This is a genomic window from Brenneria sp. hezel4-2-4, assembly GCF_013155275.1.
In the GTDB taxonomy this organism is placed as follows: domain Bacteria; phylum Pseudomonadota; class Gammaproteobacteria; order Enterobacterales; family Enterobacteriaceae; genus Brenneria.
In genome coordinates this window covers 274,207-291,515 of the sequence record NZ_JABJXS010000004.1, presented here as the reverse complement: position 1 = coordinate 291,515, position 17,309 = coordinate 274,207, and the positions used below count along the sequence as shown (strand labels likewise).

Annotated in this window: 15 protein-coding genes; 7 read left to right on the top strand and 8 right to left on the bottom strand. The window is 57.6% G+C overall.

What is annotated here, in order from left to right; genetic code table 11:
- The first annotated feature begins 80 nt into the window (after positions 1-80).
- From opp1B to HOY33_RS11050, 5 genes are all read left to right on the top strand, one after another.
- Complete coding sequence (gene opp1B, locus HOY33_RS11070) at positions 81-1,013, top strand: nickel/cobalt ABC transporter permease (RefSeq protein WP_172290267.1); 933 nt, start codon at positions 81-83, stop codon at positions 1,011-1,013.
- Between the two features lies 1 nt (position 1,014).
- Positions 1,015-1,842 carry a nickel/cobalt ABC transporter permease gene (gene opp1C / locus HOY33_RS11065; protein ID WP_172290266.1) on the top strand — a complete coding sequence of 276 codons (828 nt, stop codon included), beginning with the start codon at positions 1,015-1,017 and terminating at the stop codon, positions 1,840-1,842.
- Entirely contained in the window at positions 1,842-2,702 is an 861-nt protein-coding gene (locus tag HOY33_RS11060) for an ABC transporter ATP-binding protein (protein ID WP_172290265.1), read from the top strand. The genes opp1C and HOY33_RS11060 overlap by 1 nt, the downstream gene beginning before the upstream one ends.
- Positions 2,686-3,465 (top strand): ABC transporter ATP-binding protein, encoded by a 780-nt coding sequence (locus HOY33_RS11055; RefSeq protein WP_172290264.1) that lies wholly within the window; start codon positions 2,686-2,688, stop codon positions 3,463-3,465. The genes HOY33_RS11060 and HOY33_RS11055 overlap by 17 nt, the downstream gene beginning before the upstream one ends.
- Positions 3,466-3,630: 165 nt before the next feature.
- A complete protein-coding gene (locus HOY33_RS11050) occupies positions 3,631-5,184 on the top strand; it encodes a methyl-accepting chemotaxis protein (protein WP_172290263.1) in 1,554 nt (517 codons plus the stop codon).
- A gap of 133 nt (positions 5,185-5,317) precedes the next feature.
- Here HOY33_RS11050 and HOY33_RS11045 read toward each other — a convergent pair whose 3' ends face one another.
- From HOY33_RS11045 to HOY33_RS11025, 5 genes are all read right to left on the bottom strand, one after another.
- Complete coding sequence (locus tag HOY33_RS11045) at positions 5,318-7,000, bottom strand: ABC transporter ATP-binding protein (protein WP_172290262.1); 1,683 nt, start codon at positions 6,998-7,000, stop codon at positions 5,318-5,320.
- Complete coding sequence (locus HOY33_RS11040; RefSeq protein ID WP_172290261.1) at positions 6,997-7,863, bottom strand: ABC transporter permease; 867 nt, start codon at positions 7,861-7,863, stop codon at positions 6,997-6,999. The genes HOY33_RS11045 and HOY33_RS11040 overlap by 4 nt, the downstream gene beginning before the upstream one ends.
- Positions 7,853-8,815 carry an ABC transporter permease gene (locus HOY33_RS11035; RefSeq protein ID WP_172290260.1) on the bottom strand — a complete coding sequence of 321 codons (963 nt, stop codon included), beginning with the start codon at positions 8,813-8,815 and terminating at the stop codon, positions 7,853-7,855. The genes HOY33_RS11040 and HOY33_RS11035 overlap by 11 nt, the downstream gene beginning before the upstream one ends.
- A complete protein-coding gene (locus tag HOY33_RS11030) occupies positions 8,793-10,421 on the bottom strand; it encodes an ABC transporter substrate-binding protein (protein WP_172290259.1) in 1,629 nt (542 codons plus the stop codon). The genes HOY33_RS11035 and HOY33_RS11030 overlap by 23 nt, the downstream gene beginning before the upstream one ends.
- Positions 10,422-10,645: 224 nt before the next feature.
- Positions 10,646-11,188, bottom strand: coding sequence for a DUF1440 domain-containing protein (locus tag HOY33_RS11025; RefSeq protein ID WP_172290258.1), 543 nt, complete (start codon positions 11,186-11,188; stop codon positions 10,646-10,648).
- Positions 11,189-11,787: 599 nt separating this feature from the next.
- On the opposite strand from HOY33_RS11025, the gene HOY33_RS11020 reads away from it, so the two are divergent.
- Positions 11,788-12,825: an NADP-dependent oxidoreductase gene (locus HOY33_RS11020; RefSeq protein WP_172290257.1), complete on the top strand. Its 1,038-nt coding sequence runs from the start codon at positions 11,788-11,790 to the stop codon at positions 12,823-12,825.
- A gap of 144 nt (positions 12,826-12,969) precedes the next feature.
- Positions 12,970-13,470 carry a TIGR00645 family protein gene (locus HOY33_RS11015; protein WP_172290256.1) on the top strand — a complete coding sequence of 167 codons (501 nt, stop codon included), beginning with the start codon at positions 12,970-12,972 and terminating at the stop codon, positions 13,468-13,470.
- 39 nt (positions 13,471-13,509) lie between these two features.
- Here the strand turns inward: HOY33_RS11015 and ubiI are convergent, their stop codons facing one another.
- From ubiI to pepP, 3 genes are read right to left on the bottom strand one after another with little or no spacing between them, the layout of a single operon-like run.
- Positions 13,510-14,721, bottom strand: a complete 1,212-nt coding sequence (gene ubiI / locus HOY33_RS11010) for an FAD-dependent 2-octaprenylphenol hydroxylase (RefSeq protein ID WP_172290255.1) — start codon at positions 14,719-14,721, stop codon at positions 13,510-13,512.
- A 33-nt stretch (positions 14,722-14,754) separates the two neighbouring features.
- Positions 14,755-15,933 carry a 2-octaprenyl-6-methoxyphenyl hydroxylase gene (gene ubiH, locus HOY33_RS11005; RefSeq protein ID WP_172290254.1) on the bottom strand — a complete coding sequence of 393 codons (1,179 nt, stop codon included), beginning with the start codon at positions 15,931-15,933 and terminating at the stop codon, positions 14,755-14,757.
- A 55-nt stretch (positions 15,934-15,988) separates the two neighbouring features.
- Positions 15,989-17,308 carry a Xaa-Pro aminopeptidase gene (pepP, locus tag HOY33_RS11000; protein ID WP_172290253.1) on the bottom strand — a complete coding sequence of 440 codons (1,320 nt, stop codon included), beginning with the start codon at positions 17,306-17,308 and terminating at the stop codon, positions 15,989-15,991.
- Position 17,309: the final 1 nt, after the last annotated feature.

Genomic DNA, 17,309 nt, shown 5'->3' with positions numbered 1-17,309 from the left:
TTGCGGGTAACGGATAGATCCCAGCCATGCCGCTTGCGGTTTCTCTATATTGCCGGATCTGCGAAATTATAGGTTGTTGTGTGAAAAGATATCTCTGTCGTCGTTTGCTGCTGACGTTACCGATTTTGCTGGGGATCTCATTCCTGTCTTTTTTGTTATTGAATCTGGTGCCAGCCGATCCGGCGGAAGTCGCGCTGCGGGTGAATGAAATTATTCCGACGCCGGAGTCCATCGCCGAGATGCGTCAGCAGTTGGGATTGGATCGTCCGTTTCTGATCCGCTACCTCTATTGGCTATATGATGCCGTGCGGCTGGATTTCGGTTATTCCTACATCAACAATCGCCTGGTGCTGGATGAGCTAGCCCGCTGTTTACCGGCGACGCTGGAGCTTGCCGCGCTGTCTCTGGTCATTATTCTGTGCGTCAGCGTTCCACTGGGGGTATTGAGCGCCGTCTATAAAGACAGCGTTTTCGATCGTCTGATCCGCACGCTGGTGTTCCTCGGAACGGCAATGCCCAGTTACTGGCTCGGGCTGCTGCTTATCTGGTGGTTTGCGCTATCGTGGGATTTGTTGCCGACCAGCGGCAGCGGCACGTTCTCCCATATCATTCTGCCTGCCGTCACGCTGTCCATGGTTTACGTGGCAATCTATATCCGCTTGATCCGCAATAATATGCTGGAAAATATGCAGCAGTATTATGTGTACTATGCGCGCGCCCGCGGATTGAAGGAAAAAAGCATCATTCTGCGCCACGTCCTGAAGAATTCGCTGCACAGCAGTATTACCGCGCTGGGGATGAGTATTCCGCAATTGCTGGCCGGCACGGTGATTATCGAAAATATCTTTGCCTGGCCGGGGGTCGGCCGGTTATGTATTTCGGCGATTTTCAATCGTGATTATCCGGTGATCCAAGCCTATATCCTGATGATGGCGGTACTGTTTGTAATATGTAATTTGCTGGTGGATATCGTTCAGCGCTGGATGGATCCCGCTCTGCGGCAAGAGGGATAATATGCATTTTTCGCACAAACTATTGCGCGATAAGGTCGCGCTGCTCTGCCTGCTGGTGATTATCGCCGTGGTGGTTATCGGTATTTTTGCCCCGTGGTTGGCGCCTAATGATCCCAATAAAATCAATATTGCGCGCAAATATGCCGACGTTAGCGCGCGCTTCCCGCTGGGTTCCGATCATCTGGGGCGCTGCGTGTTGTCGCGCCTGATGTTCGGCGTGCAGACCACGCTTTTTCTGGCGCTGCTTACGATGGCGATCACCATTGTCATTGGCTGCGTGTTTGGTTTTTTATCCGGCTATGTTCGCGGCCGGCTGGATGAAGTCATGATGCGCTGCTGCGATATCATGCTGTCGTTTCCCAGCCAGATCATGATCCTGGCGATTGTCGGGATCCTAGGCGTGGGGATCGTTAATGTGATCCTGGCTAATATTCTGGTGAAGTGGGCATGGTACACCCGCATGATCCGGGGGATCGTGATCAAGCACGGTCAAAAAAACTATATCCTGTTTTCGCGCGCCAGCGGTACGCCGCTGTGGTTTATCCTGCGGCGTCATCTGTTGCCGAATACGCTATCGGAGATCGTGGTGCTGGCGACGCTTGATACCGGTTGGGTGATCCTGAATATCTCGGCGCTGTCGTTTCTCGGGTTGGGCGTACAGGCGCCGACGGCGGAGTGGGGAACGATGTTGAGTGAAGCGCAGAAAGTGATGATGAGCCATCCGACGCAAATGCTGGCGCCGGGGCTGGCGATTTTGGTGGTGGTGGCGGCATTTAATCTGCTGGGCGACTGTTTGCGTGATGCGTTTGACCCTCGGGAGTCTCACTGATGAGCGATCTATTACGGGTAGAGAATTTGCGGGTCGGGCTTCAGTCCGGGGGGCGTGGTCTGCTGCATGATATTTCTTTCGCGCTGCCGCGCCACGCCTGTCTTGGCATCGTCGGCGAAAGCGGCAGCGGTAAAAGCCTGACCTGCCGTGCGCTTATGGGGCTGCTGGGCGCGCCGTTTACCCAGTCGGGACAGGCCTGGTTGAATGGATCGGATCTGCTGGCGCAGGAGCCGGAGGCGATGCGTCGCCTGCGGGGTAAAACTATCGGCATGATCCTGCAACATCCGATGAGCGCGTTCGATCCCTTACAGACGCTCGGCGGCCAGATGGTGGAGACGTTTCGGACGCATCTGGCGCTGAACAGGCGCGACGCCCGCGAGATGGCGCTGGAGATGATGGAACTGGTCCGGCTGCGTGATGTCACGCGGTTATTTGATAAATACCCCAGCCAGATCAGCGGCGGGATGCTGCAACGGGTCATGATTGCCATTGCGTTGGCGCTGGAGCCGCAATTACTGATCGCTGATGAGCCTACTACCGCGCTCGATTCGGTGACCCAGTTCGACATCATGGAGGAATTTCGCGCGATTCGCGAACGTCTGGGCACCACCATGATCTTTATTTCGCACGATTTCGGCGTGGTCAATCGCATTGCCGACCGGGTGCTGGTAATGCATCAAGGGTGTGCGGTGGAACAGGGCGATGTTCGGCAGGTGCTGCATCAGCCTCGGCATCAACATACCCGCTATCTGGTGGCGTCGCGTCAGGCGTTGCAGCAGCGTTATCAGACACTGGTCGATATGTCGCAAAACGATCGGGAAAGGCCGCGTCGGGAGGTAGAAAGTGAACACATTGGTTGAAGTGAACGACGTGCATCACGGCTATCGTTCCCAGGATGGCGCCGCCAAATGGTTACCGGTACTCAACGGCGTGTCGTTCGACGTACGAGCCGGCGAGTGCCTGGGCATTATCGGCGAGAGCGGCAGCGGTAAGAGTACGCTGGGGCGTATTTTACTGGGGCTGGAGGCGCCTAAAAGCGGGCAGGTCAGGCTGGGCGATCAGCAGTTGTACGCGCCGCGGCGGTTCTGGCAATCGCAACGTAAAAGACACTTGCGGGTCAGCGCGGTTTTTCAGGATTACACCTCGTCGGCCAACCCTTTTATGAACGTGTTGAGCATTGTGTCCGAGCCGTTATTGGTTCAGGGAACCCCCCGGCGTGACGATGTGCGGCGGCAGGTGATTACGTTGCTGGAACAGGTCGGGCTGACGGAGGATGTCTGTGAACGTTTTCCGCACCAGCTCAGCGGCGGGCAGATGCAGCGGGTTTGTATCGCCAGAGCCATTGCCGGCAAACCTGATTTTATGGTGCTGGATGAAGCGGTCAGCGCGCTGGATGTGACCGTGCAGGTGCAGATCCTTGATTTGCTGTCGGACTTGCGCCGTCAGTTGGGTCTGACCTATCTGTTTATCAGTCACGATCTGACCGCGATTACTTATCTGTGCCAGCGGGTAATTTTTCTTCAGCAGGGCAATATCATTGAACGGGTCGATGATATTGCGACGCTGGGGCAGGTGCGGCACCCTTATGCGCGCAACCTTTTACAGGCGGTGATGGCGTTTTAATGCGCCTCCGCCGGTGAAACCGTCTGGATCAATCCTGCTCTTTGCGGCGCCTCTCTCGCCCTGCCGCCGATCTCGTCGCTGAATATGGCGTAACACACAGCCTTAATGTATAGTGCGATTTTCATACTAAGAATAATCCTAAAAATTCAGCAGGGAACTGACGCCATGAAATTACAAACACGCATCGTTCTGTTATGCGGAACAACATTACTGGGGTTAATTGTACTGTCAGCGGTTGCATTAAACACGCTGTACCAATCTATGATGACGGAGCGTACCGGCCAGCTTTCGACGCTGGTAGAGCTCGCCCATGCCGCCGCACAAAAAGCCTACGATCTTGAAAAGACCGGTCAGTTATCGTCTGAAGCGGCGCAAAGTGAAGCCAAACGCGCCATCAGCAGTTTTCATCAGGGCGATCGCTATTTCTTCGTGCGCGGTTTCACCAATGACATTAATTATGTCCATCCCAACCCCAAACGCGTGGGCATCGTCGATGCCAACGGCGGCAAAGAGGCCGGAGAACGCTATCGTGGAGCGCTGGAGGGCAAGACAATCGGTACGGTGATCGCCAACGGCACGCGTCCGGGAACTCAGGATCCGGTTGAGAAGCTGTATGCCGTTATCAAATTCGAGCCTTGGGACTGGACCATCGGCTATGGCGACTACATTGACGATATTCAGCAGGCTTTCTGGCGTAACGCGGGTATCCTGCTGTCCATCGGCGTCGTATTGCTGCTGATTATTTCGGCGTTGGCATGGAATATGTTGCGTACGCTGTTGCGCCAGTTGGGCGGCGAGCCGCAGTACGCGGTGGATGTGGTCAGGCAAATCGCCGACGGCAATCTGGTGGTCGACGTGCAGACGCGCGCCGGGGACCAGACCAGCATTCTGTATGCTATCCGCATCATGCGCGACAATCTTTCACATCTGGTGAGTCAGGTGCGCGGGAGCACTAACTCAATCGCTACCGCTTCGGCGCAAATCGCTTCCGGCAACGAAGATCTGTCATCGCGCACCGAGTCGCAGGCCAGCGCGCTGGAGCAAACGGCCGCCGCGATGGAGGAATTGACCGCTACCGTTCAGCAGAACGCCGAAAATGCGCGGCATGCCAATGAACTGGCGGTGTCCGCCTCGGATGTGGCCGTACGCGGCGGATCGGTGGTTAAACAGGTGGTCGACACCATGGATTCCATTGATGTTTCTTCACGCAAGATCGTGGATATCACCGGCGTTATCAACGGCATTGCGTTTCAGACCAACATTCTCGCGTTGAACGCGGCGGTGGAAGCGGCCCGTGCCGGCGAACAAGGCCGGGGTTTTGCCGTGGTGGCGAGTGAAGTCCGTACTCTGGCGCAGCGTTCCGCATCGGCGGCGAAAGAGATCAAAAACCTGATTGATGATTCGGTATCCAAAGTCGGCGAAGGCACGGAGCTGGTGAAGCGCGCCGGCGATACCATGAGCGAGATCGTCGAGAGCGTACAGCGGGTGACTGCAATGGTGGGCGAGATCAGCTCGGCCAGCTCAGAACAGAGTTCGGGGATTGAGCAGGTCAACCTGGCGGTATCTCAGATGGATCAGAGCACGGAGCAGAATGCGGCGCTGGTGCAAGAAGCGCTGGCGGCGGCGAAGTCGCTGAGCGATCAGGCTCAGGAACTGTCTCGCACGGTGGATAAGTTCCACGTCAACGAATCCGCCGGCTATCTGCCCGCGTCGGTATAGCCGCGTTGCCGGTTGGCTGATGGCAGGCGTTTGGCGTTCGCCAAACGCCTGCTGAACACCCCTCTGATTGGTCGGCAAGCCAACGTCGGGGGCGGCTGTTATCAAGCGCGTTTCCAACTCGTCAGTCGTCCGGCTAGTTCACCGTCGACAGCAGCAGCCGCGTATAAGGGTGCTGCGGTTGGCTGAATATCTGCTCGACATCGCCGGTTTCCACGATTTCACCGTCTTTCATCACCGCAATGCGGTGGCTCATATGTTGCACCACGCCGAGATCGTGGGAGATAAACAGCATGGAAAGCTGCAACTGACGTTGTAGCGCCACCAGCAGATCCAATACTTGCGCCTGGGTGGTGACGTCCAGCGCGGAAACCGGTTCGTCACAGATCAGCAGGTCTGGCTCGGAGGCCAGCGCTTGGGCGATCGAGACCCGCTGCCGCTGGCCGCCGGAAAGCGCCGTCGGCCGTCGCGACAGCAGATCCGGCGTCAGCCCGACTAACGTCAGCAGCGTCAGGATGCGCTGTTGCCGATCCGCCTGGCTGAGATCGCGGCGTAATCGCAGCGGCTGCCGGAGGATTTGCGCCACGGTAAATTGCGGATCGAACGAGCCGAGCGGATCCTGGGTGATGGTCTGAATACGGGCGCGCAGCGGGCGGCGTTCATGTTCCGGCAAGGCGCTCCAGGGGCGCTCCGCCAGCCGTACCTCGCCGCGATCCGGTTTTTGCAAGGCCAGAATAATTTTCCCCAGCGTGGTTTTTCCCGAGCCGGACTCGCCGACAATACCCAACGTTTCCCCACGTTTCACTTCCAGCGATACCCGGTTGACGGCATCCATACGGCTGCCGTCGGGGCGGGTAAAGGCAACGGATACCTGATCCACGTGCAGAGCGGTGTCGGATAGCGTTTCGCCATGGGAGGCGGCGACCGATGACAAAACGCCGGCAGGAAGATCGTGGAGCGGATTTTCACCCGCCAGCCAGTCGCCGCGCGTTGCCGCGGTCGGGATCGCCGCCAGCAAACGGCGGGTATAAGGATGTTTCGGTGCGGAAAGCACCTGACCGACCGTGCCGGATTCGACCAGCGATCCGTTTTGCATCACCATCACGCGGTCGGCCACCTGCGAGACCACCGCCAGATCGTGAGTGATCAGCAGCACGCCGTGACCGGCCCGCGCCAGTGCGGTAAACACCTTTAGCACCTGCTGCTGTACCGTGGCGTCCAGCGCCGTGGTGGGTTCATCGGCAATCAGCAATTGAGGGCCGCCGGCCAGAGCGGAAGCGATAAGCGCCCGCTGGCGTAAGCCGCCGGAGAGTTCATGCGGATACTGGGCGGCTCGGTTAGCCGGGTCGGGGATCCCTGCCTGCTCCAGCAGCGCCGCGACCCGTCCGGCAATCTCCGTGCGCGGCAGCAAGCGGTGGGTGAGGATCGGTTCGGCCACTTCCTGCCCGATCTTGCGTAACGGATCGAGCGATACCAGCGCATCCTGCAAAATAAAGCCAATCTCGCGGCCGCGGATATGCCGCCAGTCGCGATCGGTCAGGTAACGCAGGTCGCAGCGGCTGCCGTCATGGCGCAGCAGATCGAGGGCCGTGGCGCGAACGTCGGCATGTTCCCCCGCCAGCCCGACCAGCGACCGGGCGGTGACCGATTTCCCTGAGCCTGATTCGCCGACCAGCGCCAGTATTTCACCGGCGTTAACCTGAAAACTGAGGTTTTTTACCGACTCCACCGGCCCTTGTCCGCCGCCGGGGAACGTCACGCTTAGCTCCCGTACGTTCAGCAGCGGTTGTCCGGCGGGCGCGGTAAGGTGATGACTCATGATGCCCCGCCTTTTGCCAGAATGGTTTGTAAACGTCGTCCCAATAGCGTGATGGCGATAACGGAAAGCGCCACCACCGTCGCCGGGAACAGACTGACCCACGGCGCGATATCCAGGAAATTACGGCCGTCGGCCAGTAACGCGCCCCATTCGGCGGTGGGAGGAACCACGCCTAATCCAAGGAAACTCAACGCGGACGCGGACAGCACCGCGTGTCCGACGCCGATAGTGGCGACGATCAGCAACGGTCGCAGCGTGTTGGGAATGATATGCCGTACGACGATGTACAGCGGGCGCTCTCCCAGCGCGATGGCGTGTTCCACGTAACCCGAAAGCCGCACCTGAAGCACCTGCGATCTTACCAGCCGCGCATAGCCCGCAATCCCGGCCAGACCGACCGCCAGCAGCGTGTTTTCCGGGCCTCGCCCCAACACGGCGATCACCAGCAGCGCCAACAGCAGGTCGGGAAAGGCCAGCATGATATCCAGCAGACGCACCAGCGTCTGGCGCACCGGCGTGGGTGCCAGCACCGACAGCGTGCCGAACAGCACGCCGCCCAGACAGGCGATCAACATGGCGCCGACGCCGATGCTCAGCGACAGCGAGGTGCCGTGGATCACCCGGGCAAAGATATCCCGTCCCAGCGTATCGGTGCCGAACCAGTGAGCGCCGCTCGGCGGTTGCAGAACCGCGCCAAGATCCATTTCATCGGCGGCACGGCTGGTAAACAGCGACGGGAAAAATACCGCCAGCACCAGCAGAAAGACCATCGCCGCCGGCAACAGCGTCGCCGGGGAAAGCCAGGGGTTGCGATAGCTCGGGTGACGGCGTGTGCGCGGTAGTATCATAGATTCACTGCTCATGGGCGTTCGCCTTCTTGCGCAAACGGGGATCGACAATCAGGTATAAAGCATCCACCAACAGGTTAATCAACACAAACAGCAGCGCGGACAGCATGACCACGCCGAGCACCAGCGGCATATCGCGGGTTCCAATCGCTTGCAGCGTAATCTGTCCGATGCCGGCGCGTCCGAATACCGTTTCGGTGAGTACCGATCCGCCCAGCACGCTGGCCAGCAGCGTACCGGTCAGCGTTGACGCCGCCAGCGTCGCATGGCGCAGCGCGTGGCGGACTCTAAGCCGGGTTTCGCTGACGCCGCGGGTGCGCACCGTCAGGGCAAACGGCTGGGACAGGGCTTCTTCCAGCCCGTCGCGCAGCACCTGACTGAGAAGCGCCGCAATCGGCAGGCTGAGGGTGATGATCGGCAGCACCAGTGAGATCGGACCGTCATTGCCGGTGACCGGGAACCATTGCAGATGAAAGCTGAAGATGCTCAGCAGAACAATCCCGATCCAGTATACCGGCGTGCTGAGCAGCGTCAGCTCCAGCCAGGAGACCAGACGCCGCAGTTGATGGTAGCGCCCGGCGGTGATCAGCGCGCTGGTAATAGCCAGCGCCAGCGCCAGCGTTAGTCCGCCGAGCGCTAGCGGCAGCGTTTCGCGCATGGCGTCATGGATGACCGACAGCACCGGTTGCCGATATTGGTAGCTGATGCCGAAATCACCCTGCAACGCCTGGGCGCAATAACGCAGGTACTGCATCCACAGCGGCTGGTCGAGGCCGAATTGCCGGGTCAGCGCCGCCCGATAGGCGTCGTCCACCACGTTGTCGCCGCCGCTGAGAATCGCGATGGGATCGCCGGGGATCAGTTTAACGGCGATAAACGTCAATGTGGCCGCGCCCCAGAGCACAGCCAGAATGGTTAACAGACGTTTGCCGATCCCCGCCAGATTAGCGTTTAATCCAGGCATCATAGAAGTTCGGTTTAGCATTGGTCGCCCAGTTTATTCCCTGTACCTGCTTCGACAAACCAAGCTGGTAAGCCGGAATATAGACCGGGAGGACATAGGCTTGATCGATAACTTCATGCTGAATATCGGTATAGAGTTGTTTACGCTCGGCGTCGCCGGCGCCCACCGCTTTTCTCAGCTTTTCATCCAGTGCGCTGATGCGCGTGAAATTGTTGCCGTTAGGCGGCGCATAGGCGGAGTCAAACACCGTGCGCAGGATATCGGGTTCGGCGCGGACGAAAAAGTTGGAGGCGATATCGTATTCATTGGCATTGGTTCGGCTGGTAAACCCGCCGGCATCAACCGGATCGAGTTGCAGATCAAATCCGGCCTGCTTGACTTGATACTGAATCGCCTGGAACAGCGTTACGTCGGCGGCCTCAACGTTTGTCGTGGCATAAACGAACGTGACCGTCAGGCGTTTGCCGTCCTTAAGGCGATAGCCCGCGCTGTCTCTGCTGTTCCAGCCTGCGCTGTCCAGTAGTTGGTTGGCTTTTTGCAAATCAAATCCCCAGCGTGATTTCACCGTGGGATCGTAATAAAGCGTTGCCGGGCCGACAACGTTATCCGCCGCTTTCAGCGTGCCGAAAAAGGAGACTTTCACCGCCGTCGCGGTATCCGCCGCGTTCTGGAACGCCTGGCGAACCTTGACGTCCTGGAAAGGCCCTTTCGTCGTGTTCAGGTAGAGCACGCGGTTGACGCCCGGGTTTTCATAGGTGAGCACGTCCAGACGCGGATTCTTTTTCACCGCGGGGTAATTGGCCGGCGGAACGGCGTCAATCGCCTGAATCTGGCCGCTGGTCAACGCGCCCAACCTGACGGAGGCTTCCGGCAGATATTTAAAGGTAATGCCGTCCAGATAAGCCGGGCCGGTGTGTTTGGCATAACCCGGCCCCCAGTTATAATCCGCGCGTTTGCTCAGCTTGCTGCCGCTGCCTTTGACAAAGGAGTCCAGAATAAACGGCCCGGATCCCACTACCGTATTGCTGGTGTTCGGCGTGTTCTTCAGGTAGGTCGGCGACTGGATGCCCAGATACGGCAGGCTCAGTCCTTGCAACAGCGGTGCGAACGAAGAGGAGTAATGGATCACTACCGTGTAGTCGTCGGGCGTGGTGATCTTGTCGATCGGCCCTAACAGCGATTTGGCATAGCTGGAGGTGGTTTTCGGATCGAGAATGCGCTCAAGATTATATTTCACCGCTTCGGCATCCAGTTTGGTGCCGTCGCTGAAGGTCACATCCTTGCGCAGATGGAAAGTGTATTCGGTATTGTCGTCGTTGATTTCCCAGCGCTCCGCCAGCCAGGGGGTAAAACGGTTGTCCTCCGCCTGGCCGACCAGCGAGTCCACCACGTTGCGGGCGATCAGCGCCGTCACGCCGTAGGCGGTAATGTGCGGATCAATGATGGGGGTGTCGCTGCCCAGCCCGACATTCAGTATGCCGCCCTGAACCGGTTTTTCCGTGTCGTCTGCGCTCCATGCGCTGGGGTTTAGGGTGAAAAGCAGTGAGAAAGCGCCTGCGGTGAGGAGTTTAGCCGTCGGAAATCGGCGTTGCTGATGATTTTTTTCCATTCCCTGAGTCCTTGAAATTTTACATTAGCCCATCTTATGTTGCTGTAAATGTAGGGAGGCGGAGGAACGGTGTAAAAGTACAAAAAATACTTTTTAATGCCAAAAAAGTATATAACGGAAGAAAGCGTGCCTGCCGGAAGTGTGTGGAAAGCAGAGCGATTCAGGCCGGAAGAAAAAACGGCCGCCTGTTGTTGAGGCGGCCGGTGTCGTATGAAGAGATGAAATTAGCGGGTCGCTTCGGAAAGCGGCACTTCAGCATCCGGCGCATGGGTGATGCGGTTGCGCAGGTCGCGGCGCACGATTTCCACCAGCCAGAAGCAGAACATGTGGCCGAACAGTTCAGAGAAATGCTCCGCAAACGGCTGATCCCACGGCGCCGGAACGGTGCCGAACAGCGGCAGCAGGAAAACGTGGAATACGACGTGGAGAACCAGGCCGTAAAACGCACCCTGCCAGAGTTTGATTTTGGGATTGAACTCAGCGACGACGCAATACAGCACGGCAAAAGTAATGGAAAAACCAAAGTGCATGATAAAGCTCATGATTGGTCTTGCGTTGCCATTATACAGGTAGGTAATGTGCGACATTTCATAAGACATGCCGAGCTGTTGTAATAATTCCTGCGGCGGGTTAGTCATGTCTCGCAGCGGCGTTCTTGGCGGAAAAGGAATTTCCCAGCCGAACTTGGCAAGTGCGCAAACGAGGCCGGCAATTATCCCGACGAGCAGCGCTATCAGGATTTTTTCCTTTGTGGTTCGTAACTGCATACTATTCTCCCTAAATAACCTGGTAACAGGTTTAATTCCGTGCAAAATCGCGCGCGGAATCAAATCCAGTCAAACATTTTGTTGTTAAATTAACCACATAACTGATTGAAAGCGATCAAGAACCCATCCACATAGTGCAGTGTTATCTATCGGGGTAGGTTCTTATTCGGCAGGGATAATACACCTATCAATAAATATGATCGATTTTATATTGATAGCAGGAAAAGCGTAATGTGAAAATAATGATGCCGGCTAGAGGAACAATGGTTATTTATTATTTCTAAATGTATATTTATGTAAATCCGTTTTTTTGAAATCAGCGGTTATCAGGCGATTTTATAAATATTATAACGAATTAAAATAATAACTATGCTATGTAAATTAAATAAGTATATGCGCTACGTTATTGCAATGAATAGAACATACTGACGCATCAGCGATCGTTCGGTCGACGTTCTGCGAGCGTAATAGACTCTATCGATCAGACGATAAAATAACCGTGCGTCGGTTCACCTATTTCGAATCACTGATTAAAGTCGGCTAATATTTTGTCAAACAGGTTATTTTGTTCATCCTCTTGGTTCAAAGGAAAAACAGTCATGTCGCAAACCGTTCACAACAATCGCCGCATCGTATTGGCGCAGCGTCCGCATGGCGCGCCTGTGCAGGATAATTTCCGTTTGGAGCAGCAGCCGATTCCAGAGGTAAAAACAGGGGAAGTGCTGCTGCGCACGGTTTTTCTGTCGCTCGATCCTTATATGCGCGGACGCATGAGCGACGCGCCGTCGTATGCCAAACCGGTTGAGCTGGGAGAGGTGATGGTCGGGGCGACCATCAGCAGGGTGGCGGCCTCGAAACACCCGGATTATCACGTCGGTGACTGGGTGCAGGCCTACAGCGGCTGGCAGGACTATGCCGTTTCCGACGGTCGCGGATTAACCAATCTGGGGCCGACGCCCAAAAATCCCTCTTATGCGCTGGGCGTGCTGGGGATGCCGGGCTTCACCGCCTATATGGGGCTGATGGACATCGGCCAACCCAAGGCCGGGGAAACGGTGGTTGTCGCGGCGGCGACAGGGCCGGTCGGGGCGACGGTCGGGCAAATCGGCAAGCTGAAAGGGTGTCGTGTGGTCGGGGTGGCCGGCGGCGAGGAAAAATGCCGCTATGCGCTTGAAACGCTGGGATTCGATACCTGTCTCGATCACCGTGCGGCGGATTTTGCCGAACAGTTGAAAAAAGCTTGCCCGCAGGGGATTGATATCTATTTTGAAAATGTCGGCGGCGCCGTATTTGATGCGGTGTTGCCGCTGCTGAATACCTCTGCGCGTATTCCGGTATGCGGATTGGTTTCCAATTATAACGCGACCGGCTTGCCTGACGGGCCGGATCGCCTGCCGTTGCTGGCGGGCACGATTTTGAAAAAACGTATCCGGATGCAGGGATTCATCGTTTTTGACGACTACGGCCCGCGGTTTGGTGAGTTCTGGCAAGCCGTAGAGCCGTGGGTGGCGCAAGGAAAGATCAAATACCGGGAACAGATCGTTGAAGGATTGGATAACGCTCCCGAGGCGTTTATCGGGCTGTTGCAGGGGCGCAACTTCGGCAAGCTGGTGGTGCGCGTAGGGCCGGATGCGTAAAGCTTTATCCATCGCCCGGTTCGCCCGCGGATGAGCCGGGAAAAACGGTGGAGACGGGAGATCTGAAGGATTCGAGAATTGATTAACACCGCGCAGAGACTTTTCGCTATTATTGCTGGCTGTTTCACCTGCCTATGATGAGTTATGGAACGTTTTATTGAAAATATGATGTACACGTCGCGCTGGTTACTGGCCCCGATTTATCTGGGGTTGTCGCTTGGCCTGCTGGCGCTGATGCTTAAATTTTTCCAGGAAGTCTACCATGTCCTGCCGAATGTTTTTGCCATGGCGGAGTCCGATGTGGTGCTGACATTGCTGTCGCTGATCGATATGACGCTGGTGGGCGGGTTGCTGGTGATGGTGATGCTGTCCGGCTATGAGAACTTTGTGTCGGCATTGGATATCTCCAGCGGCCGGGAGAAGTTGAACTGGCTTGGCAAGATGGACTCCGGCTCACTGAAGAATAAAGTCGCCGCGTCGATCGTGGCGATCTCTTCTATCCATTTATTGCGCGTTTTTATGGATGCGCGCAATATTCCCGACAACAAGCTGATGTGGTATGTGATTATCCACCTGACATTCGTGTTGTCCGCTTTTGTCATGGGCTATCTGGATCGCGTGTCGCGTTACGAGAAAGCCAAGTAGTTACTTTCGCCGCCCGCCGTTTTGTTTGGCGGTGCGGGCTTACCTGCTTTCATCCAGCCAGTCCGGCAGATCGTTCAATCCCATCGCCTGACGCACCAGCGTGGGTTTAATGCCGGGCAGTTTATCCGCCAGCACCAGACCGACATCGCGCAACAGTTTTTTGGCCGGATTCTCGCCGTCAAACAGCTCGCGAAAACCCTGCATGCCGGCGAGCATTACGGCGGCGCTGTGCTTGCGTTTACGCTCGTAGCGCCTGAGATAGAGGTGCCGGCCAATATCTTTGCCCTGTGATTGCAGGCGCTTCAGCTCGGCAATCAGATCCGCCACGTCCATAAAACCGAGGTTGACGCCCTGACCCGCCAGAGGATGAATGGTGTGGGCGGCATCGCCAACCAGCACTAGCCGATGGGCGGCAAAACTCCGGGCGTAGCGCCCGGTCAGGGGAAAGGTTTGGCGTTCGCTTTCCAGTTCGCACAGCCCCAGACGCATATCGAACGCCATCGCCACCTGCTGATTAAATTCGCTTACCGGCAGCGACAGCATGGCCTGCGCCCGATCGGGCGGCAGCGACCAGACGATCGAACTGAGATGCGGATCGCTCAGCGGCAGAAAAGCCAGCATGCCGTCGCCGTGAAACACCTGGCGCGCGACCGAGTGGTGGGGCGACGCGCTGCGGACGGCGGCAACCAGCGCGTGATGGCCGTAATCCCAGAAGGTCAGGGGAATATCCGCATGTTGGCGCAGCCAGGAATGGGCGCCGTCCGCTCCGATAACCAGACGGGCGGTGAGCATGCTCTCGTCCTGTAGGGTGATGAAGGCTTCGTTTTCTCCCCAGGCAACCTGTTTTAAGGCGGCCGGCGTCAGCAACGTGATATCGCTTAACTGGGCGGCGCGTTGCCACAGCGCCTGCTGAATCACCGGGTTTTCGATGATATGCCCGAGGTGCGAAAAGCCAAATTCTTCGCCGCTGAAGCTGATTTTGCCAAAGCTGTCTTTATCCCAGACTTCCATGGCGTTATAGGGGCTGACGCGCTGTGCGGCCAGATTTTCCCACACCCCCAGATGACGCAGCAGGCATTCGCTGGCGGCATTGATGGCGGAGACCCGCAGCGCGTGTTCTGTGCCGGGCGCGCGCGGCGCCGGCGGCTGTTTTTCCAGCACCGCGACCCGCAGACCGCTGCCCTGTAAGCCGCAGGCTAACGCCAGACCCACCATGCCGCCTCCGGCAATAACCACGTCGAATGATTGCATTCAGCTCTCTTCCTGTTGTGTTGATCGGTGAACTTAACGTTCCACCCAGCCCAGCGTGCGGCGGGCAAATGCGTCGCGCAACTGCGGCAAATTATTCATGGCCATCAGACCCAGATTGCGGCCAATCTCCAACGAGGGATAGCGGTTGGCGAACAGCCTGACCAGCCCATCGGTGATCGCCACCGTCGCATGCTGGTCGGGCTGACGGCGCTGTTGGTAGCGGCTGAGTACCGGATAGCTGCCGGGGTCCTGCCGGTTTTTGGCGGCATCCACCACCGTTTCCGCCAGCGACATCACGTCCCGCAGCCCCAGATTAAAGCCCTGTCCGGCAATCGGGTGCAGCGTTTGCGCCGCATTGCCCACCAGCGCAAGACGATGATGGATATGCTCGCTGGCGGTTAGTAAGCGTAAAGGATAGCTGCGGCGTTCGCCAATATGGGTGAAAGCGCCTAAGCGCCAGCCGAACGCCGACTGTAACCGCCGGCGGAATTCGGCCTCACTCCAGCCATCGACCTGCGCTTGCCGGTTTTGCGCATGGCACCAGACCAGCGAACATCGTCCTTTGCTCATCGGCAACAGCGCCAGTGGGCCATGCGGCGTAAAGCGTTCGAACGCTCGGCCCCGATGCGCTTCCGATGTGGTGACGTTGGCGATGACCGCGATCTGATCATAGTCCTGCCGCCGCCATTGGATGCCGCAGGATTGAGCCAGCATGGAGTGCGAGCCGTCGGCGGCGACCAGCAGTTGCCCGGTCAGCGTCGCGCCGTTATCCAGCGTCAAGGTGGCGTCATGCCGAGTGCGGGCAACGGAAACCACGGTGGCCGGACAGTGCAGGCGAACGCCGGGGGCCTGTTGCAGCAGGGCGAATAACCGCTGTCCGGCTTCGTGCAGTTCGATCACCTGTCCCAATGCCGGCACACGATAGTCCGATGCTTGCAGATTCACAAAACCGGCATGACCGCGGTCGCTGACGTGTACGTGAGTTATCGACGTGGCGCAGCTCGCCAGCGCCTGCCAGATACCGACGGTTTCCAACTGCTGACAGGTGCCTTCCGCCAGCGCGATGGCTCTGGCGTCGAACCCCGGGTGCCGACGATCGCCCGGCGACTGCGCTTCAATCAGCTCAACCGGCACTTTTCCTTGCGACAGCGTGGATATCGCCAGCGCCAGCGTCGCGCCGGCCATGCCGCCGCCGACAATCATTACCGTCATTTTCTTGTCCTGATGATGGTTATCCCGCTTTTTTCTAAACGGTTCGCGCCGGCCATCATTGCCCGGCCGCGTTCGCCATTAACGCTTCAATGGCATCGGCGTCTTTCACTACGCCGGACGTCAGGTTTTCGTTGCCGTTTTCGGTGATCAGAATGTCATCTTCAATACGGATACCGATGCCCCGATATTGCTGAGGAACGCTGGCGTCAGGGGCAATGTACAAACCGGGTTCGACCGTGAGCACCATGCCGGGTTCGAGCGGACGGCCGCGATCCGTTGAACCGTAATCGCCAACATCATGCACGTCCAGCCCCAGCCAGTGGCTCAGTCCGTGCATAAAGAACTGACGATGGGCCTGTTCCGCCATCAACTGCTCCACTTCGCCTTTCATGATCCCAAGCCCCACCAGCCCGCTGACCATGACCCGCACCACTTCTTCATTCACTTCACGGATGCTGCGGCCCGGCGCGAACAGTTCCAGCGCCCTGAGTTGAGAACGCAGCACAATGTCGTAGATGGCGCGCTGCGGGGCGGTGAACTTGCCGTTCACCGGAAATGTCCGGGTAATATCCCCCGCGTAGCCGCGATACTCGCACCCGGCGTCAATCAGCACCAGATCGCCGTCGCGCATCTGCGATTCATTTTCGGTGTAGTGCAAAATGCAGGCATTATCGCCGCTGCCGACGATGGTGTTGTACGAGGGGTAGCGCGCGCCGTGACGGGTAAACTCATGGTGAATCTCGCCCTCAAGCTGGTACTCAAACATGCCGGGACGGCATTTCTCCATGGCGCGGATATGGGCCAGCGCGGTGATTTCGCCCGCGCGGCGCATAACGTCGATTTCCGCCTGAGATTTGAATAACCGCATTTCATGCACCCACGGACGCCAGTCCGTCAGCGTCGCGGGGGCGATGAATCCCTGACGGGAACCTTTACGCAGCCTGTCCAGCGCCGTGAACACCAGCCTGTCGGCATAGTCGTACTCGCCCTGGGCGTGGTAAATCACATCCAGACCGTTAAGCAGTAAATGCAACTGCGTGTCGATTTCGCCAAAAGGCAGCGCCCGATCGACGCCCAGTTTCGCCGGGGCGGCTTCCTGTCCGAGACGGCGTCCGAACCAGATTTCGGCGGTGAGATCGCGCACGCGGTTGAAAATCACGCTATGCTGATGTTTTTCATCGCTTTTAACCAGAAGCAACACGGCTTCGGGTTCGTTGAAACCGGTGAAGTACCAAAAGTCGCTGTTCTGACGGTAAGGATAATCACTGTCGGCGTTGCGCGTCGCTTCCGGCGCGGCAAAAATAATCGCCGCACTGGCGGGAGCCATTTTCTCCAGCAGTGTCTGACGACGGCGAAGCAATTCTTGTTGGTTCATC

What these genes read in the sequence shown, in the direction of transcription:
- HOY33_RS11030 (WP_172290259.1), bottom strand. Translation starts at nt 10,421, where the DNA reads ATGGAAAAAAATCATCAGCAACGCCGATTTCCGACGGCTAAACTCCTC.
- HOY33_RS11015 (WP_172290256.1), top strand. Translation starts at nt 12,970, where the DNA reads ATGGAACGTTTTATTGAAAATATGATGTACACGTCGCGCTGGTTACTG.
- pepP (WP_172290253.1), bottom strand. Translation starts at nt 17,308, where the DNA reads ATGAACCAACAAGAATTGCTTCGCCGTCGTCAGACACTGCTGGAGAAA.
- HOY33_RS11025 (WP_172290258.1), bottom strand. Translation starts at nt 11,188, where the DNA reads ATGCAGTTACGAACCACAAAGGAAAAAATCCTGATAGCGCTGCTCGTC.
- HOY33_RS11060 (WP_172290265.1), top strand. Translation starts at nt 1,842, where the DNA reads ATGAGCGATCTATTACGGGTAGAGAATTTGCGGGTCGGGCTTCAGTCC.
- HOY33_RS11045 (WP_172290262.1), bottom strand. Translation starts at nt 7,000, where the DNA reads ATGAGTCATCACCTTACCGCGCCCGCCGGACAACCGCTGCTGAACGTA.
- opp1C (WP_172290266.1), top strand. Translation starts at nt 1,015, where the DNA reads ATGCATTTTTCGCACAAACTATTGCGCGATAAGGTCGCGCTGCTCTGC.
- ubiI (WP_172290255.1), bottom strand. Translation starts at nt 14,721, where the DNA reads ATGCAATCATTCGACGTGGTTATTGCCGGAGGCGGCATGGTGGGTCTG.
- HOY33_RS11035 (WP_172290260.1), bottom strand. Translation starts at nt 8,815, where the DNA reads ATGATGCCTGGATTAAACGCTAATCTGGCGGGGATCGGCAAACGTCTG.
- ubiH (WP_172290254.1), bottom strand. Translation starts at nt 15,933, where the DNA reads ATGACGGTAATGATTGTCGGCGGCGGCATGGCCGGCGCGACGCTGGCG.
- HOY33_RS11040 (WP_172290261.1), bottom strand. Translation starts at nt 7,863, where the DNA reads ATGAGCAGTGAATCTATGATACTACCGCGCACACGCCGTCACCCGAGC.
- HOY33_RS11050 (WP_172290263.1), top strand. Translation starts at nt 3,631, where the DNA reads ATGAAATTACAAACACGCATCGTTCTGTTATGCGGAACAACATTACTG.
- HOY33_RS11020 (WP_172290257.1), top strand. Translation starts at nt 11,788, where the DNA reads ATGTCGCAAACCGTTCACAACAATCGCCGCATCGTATTGGCGCAGCGT.